The organism is Vibrio sp. HI00D65 (assembly GCF_001635455.1).
GTDB lineage: Bacteria > Pseudomonadota > Gammaproteobacteria > Enterobacterales > Vibrionaceae > Vibrio.
Window position 1 is genome coordinate 1 of the sequence record NZ_LWEH01000016.1, and the last position, 13956, is coordinate 13956.

The window sequence follows — 13956 nt, forward strand, 5'->3', positions numbered from 1 at the left end:
CCGCTCGACGCCGTTATCGTTCCCCGAAGGTTCAGCTAACTCGTTTCCGCTCGACTTGCATGTGTTAGGCCTGCCGCCAGCGTTCAATCTGAGCCATGATCAAACTCTTCAATTTAAGATTTTGGTGACTCAATGAATACTGACTTCAAAACTACAAAAAGTAATTTTAAAGCTATTACCATTCCAACAGAATGATAATGAATTGACTGTGCCGATAATAAATTATCGATTGGTCACTCAGTTCATTGAAATCAATGTGATTCCTAAGAATCAATTTTGATATTCATCAACGAGTGCCCACACAGATTGATAGGTTTAAATTGTTAAAGAGCTTCTCTTCATTGTAACTTACGTCACTTCGCAAGAGGCGGCCATTCTAGCTACTTAATTCTCAGTGTCAAACACTTATTTGGAATTAATTTCTGCTTTCTAAAAGTAAGAGTAAATTATCACTCAAAGCTAGTTGCCTATACTAACATTCTTCGCTGAAGCCTTGTGGCGCTTGCCGTGTCAGTGAGGCGGCATTATAGAGATGCCTCTCACATTGGCAAGCATTAAATGCATTTTTTATTGAAAAAAGAGGTTAAGCGAAGACATTTCAACCAAGGGCTTATTTGTACCACTTTAGACCCAACTTTCGAACAAATTACTCACAACATCCTGTGGATAACTACTCACCACTATCAAAAAAGTAAGACAATCGAGACCTGGGGTTTAGGTACTCTCTCACTTGTTCAGGTAGTTTGTTGGGGTTAACCGCATTAACGATCTTGATATCTTTAGCAAGCAGGTCGATTACAGAGGCTTGTGTTCTGGGTACGCTAGGGTCATAGGTCAGTACATTAGGATAAAGCATATGCTTGGCATTTACCGAAATCACAATACCAATTGAATCATTGGAGAGCTGGACCACTGTTCCTGGCGGTTACACTCCCATAAACTTAACCAATAGGCTTAAGTTGTCTTGCCTATATAGGTGTTTGCAGTTCTTGTATAAGTGGGAAAGCGATAAATAAGGGATCATTGGCTGTGACTGTGTTTTGCCATGGCAGAAGTTATCGAATGCATTGGCCACCGCCACTATCTTGGCAAACTCATCAATCTCTTCTTCGTTTAAGCCTTCTGGGTAACCCGAACCATCATTCATCTCATGATGCTGAGCAATTACCTTTTTAGCTGTTTCAGGAAAAATCATCTATTCCTGAAACGATATCCGCACCATACTTAGTATGGAGCTTTAAGTAGTTCTCTTCTGGCACCGTCAATGCGCTCTGCTTTCTTAATATAGCAACAGGTATTTTGATTTTGCCCACGTCATGGAATAACGCAGCAAAAGAGAGCTCTTTCAATTGTTGAGTGTTGTAGCCTTTAGCTTTGCCGATCATCATGGCAACAACAGCAACATTTAATGTGTGGAAGTAGATATCTTCAAAGTCAGCTTTACCATTCATTAGGTGAAGTGTGACGTTATCATCACATACTAATGTTTCGACAATATCATCAACGAGGGATTTTACCTCCCCTACCGCATCTAAAGGACGATTGCGAATTTTGGTCATGACTGAACGCATTCGAGCAAGTGAACGCTCAAACTCTTTCTCACAATTACTCACTCTGCGTCGGTAAGAACTTAAAGTTTCAATGCGATCATGCTTTTCTTTCCACATTTTTTCAGCTTCAAGACTAACCTGATCGTCATCTCCTGATTCCAACTCAACCACATGGTTAACTGGCAAAGGTGAAGTATCACTTTGATTAAGGTTTATATAGACGTATATGTAGACCGGGCTGAATGCGATCTACGGTAATCTTTATGCTGCCCATTTATATAGCGCTGATTAATAATCTCTATTTATAGTTCTAATAAAACCAAGCAGCAATTTCACTATCCTATTTCACAGGTTCAATTTAAAGAATCGCAATGTACCATCCATCTTATACCGAACTTATCTTCAACTTTGCCAAACCTAGCGCCCCAAAACGTGTCTGCAAGTGGCGTCATAATTCGCCCGCCCTGCGTTAGTTTTTCAAAGATCTGCTCTTGGGTCGCTGTGTTGTCTGTAACAAGAGAAAGTGCAAGGTTGTTCCCTTCAAGTTCTTTAGCTTTGACCCCATCAGACATCATCAGCTTCATACCAAAGGCTTCAAATTTAGCATGCATGATCCAATCAGGCTGCGCTCCCTCTATTACCTGTGGAGCATCACTAAAAAGTTGTTTCGATAAGACCACTCCACCAAAGCATTTATGATAAAAATCCAACGCCTCGCCACAACGACCATCGAAAAATAAGTAGGGTGTTACTGTCAGCATATCTTTCTCCTCTATTTGCTACTTTAAACATAGACAATAGAAATAAGAATTACAGGTAACAGGCTGATTTAATATAATTAATTTATTGAAAGTTATTAACACGATGGGAATCAATGAGATTTATGAGTGAAACATCAAGATTTAACTGATTCGTAGTTTGCATCCAAACCGACACGTTGGATTTTAAATTCACAAACGCCTAAAACGACGAAAGGTCGCTACAAAAGCAACCTTTCTATATATGGTAACGGTTTAGGCGGCTTGATTGGACAGATATTCCTGCCGCTAACACGAAGGCAAGCTTTCCAGACTCCAGAAGCAACAAAGCCCCGACAGAAGTCGAGGCTTTGTTGCTTCAATATGGTACCAGTGGGCAGACTTGATCCACCACGCCCGAAGGCAACGGATTTTGAATCCCTTGAAACAACCTTAGTTATCGGCAGTCAATTTTCCGGCAAACAGCCACTACGATGCTTCACCGTCGATAACATTGCCACAGCTTAGACATTATCTTTAACCAATATGGTTTATTAGTGATCACAATTGATAGAGGCAGAAAACGTTTAGGCCATCCTGTTCGCTCAGTGACTGTTATCGTGGCACCACTAGGCACTGTAATAATCAATCGAAATAATGGCGATGAGCCTACCCCTCTCATAAAAGAGCGAAAATTGAGTTTCAATGCCCGCACAAGTTCAAGGCACGCTATCAACAACGTCGGATCACTTAGGTGAAGGGTAATTGTCTGTTCATTGGCAAGAAGGTGGATAGTTTTGTCATCCACCTCCATGACTAACGCTCCATGAATACTCAGCATATGTTACTCTAAGTTTCGACCTCGAATACTGATGCTCCCACTGATAGTCCAAGTCGCGTGATCCGATTTTTCTCCAGTGCCACTAGGTACACCGATCTCAATCTTGTCCAATTCATACGTTAATTCAGCCTGACGCTCAATAAGCTTGTCATACAAAGCTCCTGCCAACTCGGGCCAATTAGTTGTATTGTTGTTTGCATCTGCCATTGCTCTCTCCTACTTTTTTAATCCACACCGCCTTGTGATGGACAAAGTAAAATGCCATTTTTACCTTGCCCTAAAGCTAATAACTTTCGCCAGCTTATACACATAACCCTAACTACAGACTAGCAATTACTGGCATTTGTACCCAAATGAAATCAACGTCTCTAGTGGAGAGAGCAGTATAGCAATGCCTACCAGCCTCTCACATCTCGCTAAAATTAACATCTTGATATGACGTGGGTACACACATTATAGCTGCTGTAACAACTTACTGCTCTCGAGAACACGAGTCACCGCCGCTATATTGCCTGCTTTCTCTGATATTCAGTAATAAAAAGGTAAGCGTTCACCGGGATAGTTTGATTTATTAAAAATGGGCGGGTACAACCTAAAGATAAGAGACGTTCGGGTAAGGCTTCTTCTCAACGACTGATGTGATGATATCGTTCAACACCGACATTGGTGATAAACCACGTTTTTTTACAGGTTTCGATAAGTGTATGAATACAAATACGGAATTTATCGCCAGCATCTGAGGTCGCTCCAAAGCTGATTTTCCTTTGAATGACAAAACTTCTAATACATTGCTCAGCTTCATTATTAGTTAAGGTGATTGAGGTTCGTTAGTAAACAAAGGTGTTTACCAATATAAGCGGTGTGGGCACCGCCACTATAATCAGCTATTTGTTGAAGATTGCGCTTCACATGCGCCCAAGCTATAACTGATGAGGGTCTGCGGCTACCCAGTTATAGCTTGGGCACTGGCCGCTAACCACAATGCCTGTATAGTCTTCATCAATGACCTTTTTCGCTGATGAGATCGAGCATGAATACAGTATTTGTTCATAGACAAGGTCATCACTGACCACTAACCAACACCAACGAAGGCTTTGCTCATCATTTCTATGGTGAGAGGTTTCGTCTGTATGAATCAAAGGGGTTTTCTTTAACGCGTGTTTTACCGCTTGATGCAATGGAGTCAACATTGAAGCGACTTTGGTTTGTGCTTCGATAATCGCACCGACCGAAAAGGTTGTGCCAATCTGTTCTTTGAGCAGTGATTGGATTTTTCAAACGCTGGAATGATATTGTCCCGCAAGCACGCCAATGTAGCTTAATAGATTAGGCCCGATGATACTTTGTGAGACATTGTCAGGTTTTTGAGCTTTCACTGTTTCTTTGCAGTGGCGACATTAACCAGCAAATAAACGGTATTCAATGATGTCGACCGTAGGTTTGGGAATACCAAAGATTTGATGCCGGTAGTACGGCCCACCATAAAAATAGCTATCAGACTGGGCAAACCAAGGGCACGCCTCAGGAAAATAATCGATAACAACATCCATTGCTTTTAGAGGTGAGAGTTTGCGTTGATGCTCTGTGTGGCCTTCTTTAGCTCCTCTCGAATTGCGACCACCAGAGCTTTCATCTTTTTTTGCTCATGGCGATCTTTAGGGCTGCCTGATGAGAGGCGATTTGACGAGTTTTTGGAGCTAGTGGTTAGCTTATCTTCATAATGTCAGAGCTGTTCCCAGAACTCATTAATAAGTACCTTAGCCTCATTCAAGTCTGAGACTTTAGGTGGTGCATCTTAATATTTAGGTGCTTTTTTTAGTCATGAAACCATAATGACTTCCCAGAATGTTCACTCAATAGAAAAAGTTGGATCAAATGCGTAAGGTCACTCTTTTATGTCAATAGGGCTTGGTGAACACTTACAACCAACTTAACAGCATCTGATTTCGAAAATACAAATACCTTGTCGACAATCTCAGCATTGATCTTCTTAAGCTCCTTTAAACCTATATTTTCCACATCAACAAGTATCGCTTTTATTCAAATCAATTCCATTCACTTAAAGCCAGTAAAAAAATATAATGAACATAATCACGTAAAATGCAACCGAACACATACTTGTGGGATTAATTACTAATGTATATCTCCAGCGCGCTAGTAACACACAACCCAATACCACCCATGATAAAAGGCTTAACGATACTCTATCAAAACGATCTTCTATGCAAACCAGAATCACATTACAAATTCATAGCACCGTAAAGTCACCATGATCGTACCATGATTCTCTGACTCCACAGCCTTTGGTAATACTGGCTTGCAAGATTGCAGAAGTTTGCATTTATTGGATTTACTAGGATTCCCTTGAGCACAGAATCGACATGTGATGAACCATAGATGCACCATGGAAGAAAATTCAAGGTTGATAAAGTGAGTCTATTGAGGGGGAAAAGTGTAGATAACAGAAAAGGAAAACTAAGCTAAGCTTTTGATTAGCCGAGATATAACAAAGCCCCGACTTTCGTCGAGGCTTTGTCATTTAAATATGGTACCGGTAGGCGGACTTGAACCGCCACGCCCGAAGGCAACGGATTTTGAATCCGTCGTGTATACCAATTTCACCATACCGGCATTATCGTGGGCATTGCCCTTTCGATGTTTGGCATTATACGTATGCAAGCTGATGTGGCAAGTATAAAAACTTGAATTCACGTGTGTTTGCCGATAATTTCGCCACTAAGTCATAAGCTGTGCGTCATGTCTCTTTTCACGTTCAGCCTTAAACTATATTCTGACGCCTAAATTTTTGAAGAAGTAATAACACCATGACATCCACCAACACATTGCCACCAGCTGGAATGATGCGCCGATTCGGTGCTTTGTTCTATGACGCCCTTATCGTAATCGCTATTGAAATGATGGCAGCTGGCGTCATTATCGCTTTACTGCATGCGCTTATGGCTCTTGGCATTTTTGACCATAGTGGTTATGCTGATGTCAGTGACTTCCTAACCAACCACCCTATCTGGAGCCCGGTTTACACATTTTATCTAGTGGCGGTTTGGGTTTACTTCTTTGTGTTCTTCTGGACTCGAGCTGGTCAAACTCTGGGAATGAGAGCGTGGAAGCTTCGCGTCCAGAACAAAGATGGCTCTGCGATTACTGTCACTCAAGCTCTTATTCGCTTAGGAACTTCTGGTTTTGGTCTAGCCAATCTGTGCGTTCCCTTAGATCCTCAAAAGCGTGGCTTTCACGATATCTGGGCGAAAACAGAAGTGGTTGTGTTGCCTCAAGCACGTTAATGTTTCTAAACAGCTTCAACTAAGATCAAAAAAGGAAGGCGTTATGCCTTCCTTTTTCATTATAGCTTCCGCCTCAAGAGCATCACAGCTATTCCGAGGAATACCACGCTCGGTGCTATTGCACCAAAGGCCGGTGGTATCTGATACACCAAACTCACTGGGCCAAAGAACTCACTGGATATATAGAAGGTAAAGCCTGCGATAACACCAGATAGGATTCTTGCACCCATCGTCACACTACGCAGTGGACCAAAAATAAATGACAGCGCCATCAACATCATCACTGCGATAGAGATAGGCTGAGTTATCTTTCTCCACAATGCCAGTTCATAACGAGCGGCATCTTGTTCTGACGCTTTCAGATAAGATACGTAATCATACAAACCACTTAATGACAGTTCTTCTGGTTTAACCGTCACGATCGCAAGCTTGTCTGGAGCGAGTGATGTTTTCCAAGTATATGTTGGCAAATTCTCTTTTGTTATCTGCAGTTCATTTTCAAACGAAGTGACGACAACATCTTTCATCGTCCAAACATTGTCTCCAACGTAATCCACTTCTTCAGAATAGATAGCGGTTTTCAGAACCTTGTTTTCATCAAAACGCCACATGTTCATACCGTATAGCTTGTCATCATCGATTTTGACAATAAAGATGAAATCATTGGCATCTCGAGCCCAGACACCGCTTTGCGTGGAGATGATATTCCCTCCTGCAATCGATATAGTTCTTAAGTCACGAGCCATCTTTTGCGCTTGAGGTGCCCCCCATTGTCCTAATAGCGTCACCACTATCATTAATGGAATCGCAGTTTTAAGTACCGACAAACCGATATCTAACTTAGAGAAACCCGCCGCCTGCATGACGACCAGCTCAGAGCTCGCCGCAAGCATACCCAATCCGATCAATGCACCAAGCAAGGCTGCCATTGGGAAAAACATTTCGATATCACGTGGGATACTTAATAAAACAAAGTACAGAGCTTGGAGCAGATCGTAGGTACCACGCCCCACTTTTCTTAGCTGCTCTACATATTTGATGATCCCTGAGAGGCCAACAAACGTCACCAATACCAGTGATGTGGTTGCGATGATGGTTCTGCCTATATATAAATCGAGAATCTTAAACACGGCTTAAGCCAACCTCTTATTCTTGAATTTTTCTTTCAAACGCCTTACTGGCACGCTATCCATAAAGTTTGCACCAATCGCGACAATTAACAACAAAGCATTGATTGGCCACATGCCGACTACTGCAGGGATACTACCCTCTTCTATTGCTGATTTGGTTGCACTGATTGCCAAAAAGTAGGTCAGGTAAATCAAAATTGCAGGACCAATCTTAGCGAAGCGTCCCTGTCTTGGGTTTACCGCCGAGAGTGGCACAACAAGCATGGTCAACAACGGAATACAGAGTACCAATGAAATTCGCCATTGCAATTCAGCTTTTGCGCTGTTGTTTGGATTACCGACAAGATCAAGTGTCGGAATCGCTTCCCAATCACGACCTTTCTTCTCCACTTCTCGCTGGCCAATCAAGCCTTCATACTCTTCGAAGTGTGTCACCATATAATCAAGACGAGTTGGGACACCTTCATGACGAGTACCATCGTACATCACGATAACTTGGCGACCGTCGCTGAGCTCTTTTACATCGCCCGACTTCGAATACATAACACTTGGAAGTACAGAATCACGTGGACGCATTTGAGCAACGAACACGTTTTCTAGCTTATTTCCGTCGATATCATCGATGAACACCACAGACGAACCGTCTGGCGTTCCTTCAAACTTCCCCTTTGGTAGCAAATCAACACTGTTCTCTGCTGCCACTTCCTCATACATCTGTTCAACCTTGTCTTGCGACCAAGGGGATAACCAGAATGAGTTAAAAGCGGCAGCCGATGCGGTAATCAAAGCTAAGTACAGCGCCGATTGAATCAGGAATTTGTTACCGATGCCGGTCGCGTTCATGACCACTATTTCACTTTCAGCGTAAAGACGCCCAAAAGTAAGCAAAATACCAATATAGATGCTAAGCGGAAGCATCAATAAGCCCATCGCAGGCATATTAAGGCTAACGATAGACAAGATTAGACTCGCAGGGATAGCACCATCAGAGGCGTCCGCTAACACACTGATGAATTTTTGGCTGAGAAACACGAGAAAGAGAACAAAAAAGATCGCAAATTGGCTCTTGATTGTCTCGCGGATCAAATATCTAACAATAATCACGCTCAAATTACCTATACAAAACTTGTTTTTTTGATTGAATCACTATAATTTCCCGTTGAACCTTTTATTTTTTTAAATTTTAAGCTAAGTGTTAGCGTTCTTCTTTAAGGTTAGTTCCATTATAGGATCCAACAAGTAAGAACTCATTATCTAACATTTAGTTCGATTTGTCTTCAGGATGTAGGAGTACGCATGGAGTTCAGTGTAAAAAGTGGCAGCCCAGAGAAACAACGCAGCGCATGTATCGTTGTCGGTGTGTTCGAACCGCGCCGTCTTTCTCCAGTAGCCGAGCAATTAGATAAGATTAGTGATGGCTACATTAGTTCACTGCTTCGTCGCGGTGACCTAGAGGGTAAACCTGGTCAGATGCTACTACTGCATCAAGTACCTGGTGTACTTTCAGAACGTGTTCTACTTGTAGGCTGTGGTAAAGAGCGTGAGCTAGGCGAACGTCAATACAAAGAAATTATTCAGAAAACCATCAGCACACTAAACGAAACAGGTTCTATGGAAGCAGTATGTTTCCTAACAGAACTGCACGTTAAAGGCCGCGATACTTACTGGAAAGTTCGTCAAGCGGTAGAAGCGACTAAAGATGGTCTTTACACATTTGACCAATTCAAGAGCAACAAGCCAGAGACTCGTCGCCCACTACGTAAATTGGTATTCAACGTACCAACACGTCGTGAACTGAGCCTAGGTGAAAAAGCGATTGCTCACGGTCTTGCGATTGCTTCAGGTGTGAAAGCATCTAAAGACCTTGGCAACATGCCACCAAACATCGCTAACCCAGCATACCTTGCATCTCAAGCTCGTCGCCTAGCTGACGACTTCGAAACCGTAACGACTAAGATCATCGGCGAAGAAGAGATGGAAAAACTGGGCATGACCTCTTACCTAGCGGTTGGTCGTGGTTCAAAGAACGAATCTATGATGTCTATCATGGAGTACAAGGGCGCACCAGATTCTGATGCAAAACCGATTGTACTTGTTGGTAAAGGCCTAACGTTTGATTCAGGCGGTATCTCACTTAAGCCTGGAGAAGGTATGGATGAGATGAAGTACGACATGTGTGGCGCTGCGTCTGTATTCGGTACTATGAAAGCGCTAGCTAAACTGAACCTGCCAATCAACGTTGTGGGTATTCTTGCTGGTTGTGAAAACATGCCAGGTAGTAATGCTTACCGCCCAGGAGACATCCTAACGACGATGTCAGGCCAAACAGTTGAAGTGTTAAACACTGATGCTGAAGGTCGCTTGGTTCTTTGTGATGCGCTAACTTACGTTGAGCGTTTCGAACCAGATTGTGTGGTTGACGTTGCAACACTAACAGGCGCATGTGTTATTGCTCTAGGTCACCACATCAGTGGCGTTCTATCGAACCACAACCCACTGTCTCACGAACTTGTGAATGCTTCTGAGCAAGCAAGTGACCGTGCATGGCGTCTACCAATGGCAGACGAGTACCATGAGCAGCTAAACAGCCCATTCGCAGATATGGCGAACATCGGCGGCCGCCCAGGCGGTACTATCACTGCTGGTTGCTTCCTGTCTAAGTTCACTAAGAAATACCACTGGGCTCACCTAGATATCGCAGGTACAGCTTGGAAATCTGGCGCAGCAAAAGGCTCGACAGGTCGTCCTGTCTCAATGCTAGTCCAATTCTTATTGAACCGCAGCGGCCAAGAGACTGAAGAGCAATCTTCAAAATAATAAGAAGGGCCTACGGGCCCTTTTTTAATAAGCGGTATTTGTTAGGGTCTGTTGACCAAGCAAGATAAATAGCCACGATTTTCAGTTCGAGTATTCAGTATGCAAACAGCTACGTTTTACATAGTGTCATCAGACAGCCCACAAGCAAGTGAAGAAGGTTTCGCTAACTATGTGCTGTTTCTTGCTCAGCACTTTGCAAAACAAGGCGCTAAACTTTATCTCAACTGTAATGACAAAGCCCATGCCGAACGTATCGCAGAAGTTTTCTGGCAAGTCGAGCCCAGTGAATTTATTGCGCATAACTTGGTTGGCGAAGGCCCGAAGTATTCAACCAACATTGAGATTGGCTACCAAGGTGTAAAGCACAATTGGAATCGTCAGCTAGTAATTAATCTGGCCGATAATCATACAACCTTTGCGAACGCCTTTGCTCAGGTGATAGACTTCGTCCCTTGCGAAGAAAAAGCTAAGCAACTCGCTCGAGAAAGGTATAAAATTTACCGTCAGGCTGGATATCAGCTGCAGACTATCGAGATTCAACATCCATAGTCAAACCTCATAGATAAAGCTATCTTTGAATTTAGATTCAAGAAGCTTCACTTATGAAGTTTGACCACGATTAACCATTCACAGTATCCGTTTAAGAGCACTATGGAAAAGACATACAACCCAACATCAATCGAACAAGCTCTGTATCAGACTTGGGAAGAGAAAGGCTACTTTAAGCCACACGGTGACACATCAAAAGAAGCTTACAGCATCATGATCCCGCCACCGAACGTCACTGGTAGCCTACACATGGGTCACGCGTTCCAAGACACTATCATGGATACTCTAATCCGTGCTGAGCGTATGAAAGGTAAGAACACGCTTTGGCAAGTGGGTACTGACCACGCAGGTATCGCAACTCAAATGGTTGTTGAGCGTAAGATCGCGGCAGAAGAAGGCAAAACTAAGCACGATTACGGCCGTGACGCTTTCATCGACAAGATCTGGGAATGGAAAAACGAATCTGGTGGCACAATCACTAAGCAACTTCGTCGTCTAGGCGCATCGGTAGACTGGGACCGTGAGCGTTTCACTATGGATGATGGCCTGTCTAACGCTGTTCAAGAAGTGTTTGTTCGCCTATACGAAGATGACCTAATCTACCGTGGTAAGCGTCTAGTAAACTGGGATCCTAAACTGCACACAGCAATTTCTGATCTTGAAGTTGAAAACAAAGACAAAAAAGGCCACATGTGGCACTTCCGCTACCCACTAGCAGACGGTGTGAAAACCGCTGAAGGTAAAGACTACATTGTTGTTGCGACAACTCGTCCAGAAACCATGCTTGGCGATACTGGTGTTGCAGTAAACCCAGAAGATCCACGTTACAAAGATCTTATTGGTAAAGAGATCCTACTTCCTATCGTTAACCGTTTAATCCCTATCGTAGGCGATGAGCACGCAGATATGGAAAAAGGCACAGGTTGTGTGAAGATCACGCCTGCACACGACTTCAATGACTACGAAGTTGGTAAACGTAATAACCTACCAATGATCAACATCCTAACCTTCAACGCAGACATTCGTGATGCGGCTGAAGTCTTCACTACAAACGGTGAAGCTAGCGATGTTTACTCTACAAAACTTCCAGCTAAGTACCACGGCATGGAGCGTTTTGCTGCACGTAAAGCGATCGTTGCTGAATTTGAAGAACTAGGTCTTCTTGATGAAATCAAAGATCATGATCTAACGGTACCTTACGGTGACCGTGGTGGTGTAGTTATCGAACCAATGCTAACTGACCAATGGTACGTGCGCGCGGCACCTCTTGCTGAGCCTGCAGTTAAAGCAGTTGAAGATGGTGAAATCCAATTCGTTCCTAAGCAGTACGAAAACATGTACTTCTCTTGGATGCGCGACATTCAAGACTGGTGTATCTCTCGTCAGCTTTGGTGGGGGCACCGTATCCCTGCATGGTACGATAACGATGGCAATGTATACGTAGGCCGTACTGAAGAAGAAGTACGTACGAACAACAACCTTGCACCAGTCATTGTTCTTCGCCAAGACGACGACGTACTTGACACATGGTTCTCTTCTGCTCTTTGGACGTTCGGTACTCAAGGCTGGCCTGAACAAACTGAAGACCTGAAGACATTCCACCCTTCAGATGTTCTAGTAACAGGCTTCGACATCATCTTCTTCTGGGTTGCACGTATGATCATGATGACCATGCACTTCAACAAAGATGAAAATGGTAAAGCACAAGTACCATTCAAGACAGTTTATGTTACCGGCCTAATCCGTGACGAAAACGGCGACAAGATGTCTAAGTCTAAAGGTAACGTTCTTGACCCTATCGACATGATCGATGGTATCGACCTTGAGTCTCTAGTTGAGAAGCGTTGTGGCAACATGATGCAGCCTCAACTAGCGAAGAAGATCGAGAAGAACACTCGTAAGACTTTCGAAAACGGTATCGAACCATACGGTACTGATGCACTGCGTTTCACTCTTGCTGCTATGGCTTCTACTGGCCGTGACATCAACTGGGACATGAAGCGTCTTGAAGGTTACCGTAACTTCTGTAACAAACTATGGAACGCAAGCCGTTACGTACTGATGAACACAGAAGAGCACGATTGTGGCATGTCACTATCTGCAGAAGACCGTGAAAACATGGAATTCTCTCTAGCAGATAAGTGGATTGAATCTCAGTTTGAGCTAGCAGCGAAAGAGTTTAATGCTCACCTAGACAACTACCGTCTAGACATGGCAGCAAACACGCTTTACGAATTCATCTGGAACCAATTCTGTGACTGGTACCTAGAGCTAACTAAGCCAGTTCTATGGAAAGGTACAGAAGCTCAGCAACAAGCGACTCGCTACATGCTGATCACTGTTCTAGAGAAGACACTACGTCTTGCTCACCCAGTGCTTCCTTACATCACTGAATCTATCTGGCAGAGCGTTAAGCCGCTAGTAGACGGTGTTGAAGGTGAAACTATCATGCTTCAAGCGCTTCCTCAGTTTAACGAAGAGAACTTCAACGCTGAGATCGTAGAAGACATCGAATGGGTTAAGACTTTCATCACGGCTATCCGTAACCTACGTGCGGAATACGACATTGCACCTAGCAAAGGTCTAGAAGTGATGCTCAAAGTTGCTAACGAGAAAGACGCGGCGCGTATCGAAGCGAACAAGGTAGTTCTTAACTCTCTTGCTAAGCTAGATAGCCTAACAGTTCTTACAGACGATGCTAAGACGCCAGCATGTGCGACTAAGCTAGTGGGTCAATCTGAGCTGATGATCCCAATGGCAGGTCTTATCGACAAAGATGCAGAACTTGCTCGTCTTGATAAAGAAGTGAAGAAAACGCACGGCGAGATCAAGCGTATCGAAGGCAAGCTAGGTAACGAAGGTTTCGTTGCTAAAGCTCCTGAAGCGGTTATCGCGAAAGAGCGTGAGAAGCTAGTTGGCTACCAAGAGACACTAGCGAAGCTTGAAGAACAGAAAGCGACTATCGCTGCCCTGTAATTGGTTAGCTAATTAGCTTGCCAACTCGAGCATATAAAAAGGGCAGATAATTCT

Annotated in this window: 9 protein-coding genes, 1 tRNA gene, 1 rRNA gene and 2 pseudogenes; 4 read left to right on the forward strand and 9 right to left on the reverse strand. The window is 43.5% G+C overall.

The annotated features are described in order from the left end of the window. The 7 genes and pseudogenes from A3712_RS04805 to A3712_RS04835 all read right to left on the reverse strand — a co-directional run. Nucleotides 1-115, reverse strand: a 16S ribosomal RNA gene (locus A3712_RS04805); the annotation flags it as partial. A 555-nt stretch (nucleotides 116-670) separates the two neighbouring features. Next, nucleotides 671-1824: pseudogene (locus A3712_RS04810) on the reverse strand (HD-GYP domain-containing protein). A 79-nt stretch (nucleotides 1825-1903) separates the two neighbouring features. Beyond that, entirely contained in the window at nucleotides 1904-2311 is a 408-nt protein-coding gene (locus tag A3712_RS04815) for a VOC family protein (RefSeq protein WP_063522539.1), read from the reverse strand. An 820-nt stretch (nucleotides 2312-3131) separates the two neighbouring features. Beyond that, entirely contained in the window at nucleotides 3132-3335 is a 204-nt protein-coding gene (locus A3712_RS04825) for a hypothetical protein (protein ID WP_063522541.1), read from the reverse strand. Between the two features lie 713 nt (nucleotides 3336-4048). Beyond that, nucleotides 4049-4399 carry an IS66 family transposase gene (locus tag A3712_RS28810; protein ID WP_443083576.1) on the reverse strand — a complete coding sequence of 117 codons (351 nt, stop codon included), beginning with the start codon at nucleotides 4397-4399 and terminating at the stop codon, nucleotides 4049-4051. A gap of 284 nt (nucleotides 4400-4683) precedes the next feature. Beyond that, nucleotides 4684-4839: pseudogene (locus A3712_RS28815) on the reverse strand (hypothetical protein); the annotation flags it as partial. Between the two features lie 835 nt (nucleotides 4840-5674). Beyond that, nucleotides 5675-5759: transfer RNA gene (locus A3712_RS04835), tRNA-Leu, on the reverse strand. A 194-nt stretch (nucleotides 5760-5953) separates the two neighbouring features. Here A3712_RS04835 and A3712_RS04840 point away from each other — a divergent pair. Then, complete coding sequence (locus A3712_RS04840) at nucleotides 5954-6430, forward strand: RDD family protein (protein ID WP_004738663.1); 477 nt, start codon at nucleotides 5954-5956, stop codon at nucleotides 6428-6430. 59 nt (nucleotides 6431-6489) lie between these two features. Here the strand turns inward: A3712_RS04840 and lptG are convergent, their stop codons facing one another. Both lptG and lptF read right to left on the reverse strand, forming a co-directional pair. Continuing rightward, nucleotides 6490-7560 (reverse strand): LPS export ABC transporter permease LptG, encoded by a 1071-nt coding sequence (gene lptG / locus A3712_RS04845; RefSeq protein WP_063522542.1) that lies wholly within the window; start codon nucleotides 7558-7560, stop codon nucleotides 6490-6492. A 3-nt stretch (nucleotides 7561-7563) separates the two neighbouring features. Continuing rightward, on the reverse strand, nucleotides 7564-8664 hold the full coding sequence (gene lptF, locus A3712_RS04850; RefSeq protein ID WP_063522543.1) for an LPS export ABC transporter permease LptF: 1101 nt from the start codon (nucleotides 8662-8664) through the stop codon (nucleotides 7564-7566). 192 nt (nucleotides 8665-8856) lie between these two features. Here lptF and pepA point away from each other — a divergent pair, with 192 nt between their 5' ends. The 3 genes from pepA to A3712_RS04865 all read left to right on the forward strand — a co-directional run bounded on the left by pepA (nucleotide 8857) and on the right by A3712_RS04865 (nucleotide 13902). Further along, a complete protein-coding gene (gene pepA, locus A3712_RS04855; RefSeq protein ID WP_004738667.1) occupies nucleotides 8857-10377 on the forward strand; it encodes a leucyl aminopeptidase in 1521 nt (506 codons plus the stop codon). Between the two features lie 99 nt (nucleotides 10378-10476). After that, a complete protein-coding gene (locus tag A3712_RS04860) occupies nucleotides 10477-10926 on the forward strand; it encodes a DNA polymerase III subunit chi (RefSeq protein WP_004738668.1) in 450 nt (149 codons plus the stop codon). A 102-nt stretch (nucleotides 10927-11028) separates the two neighbouring features. Next, nucleotides 11029-13902 carry a valine--tRNA ligase gene (locus tag A3712_RS04865; RefSeq protein ID WP_063522544.1) on the forward strand — a complete coding sequence of 958 codons (2874 nt, stop codon included), beginning with the start codon at nucleotides 11029-11031 and terminating at the stop codon, nucleotides 13900-13902. Nucleotides 13903-13956: the final 54 nt, after the last annotated feature.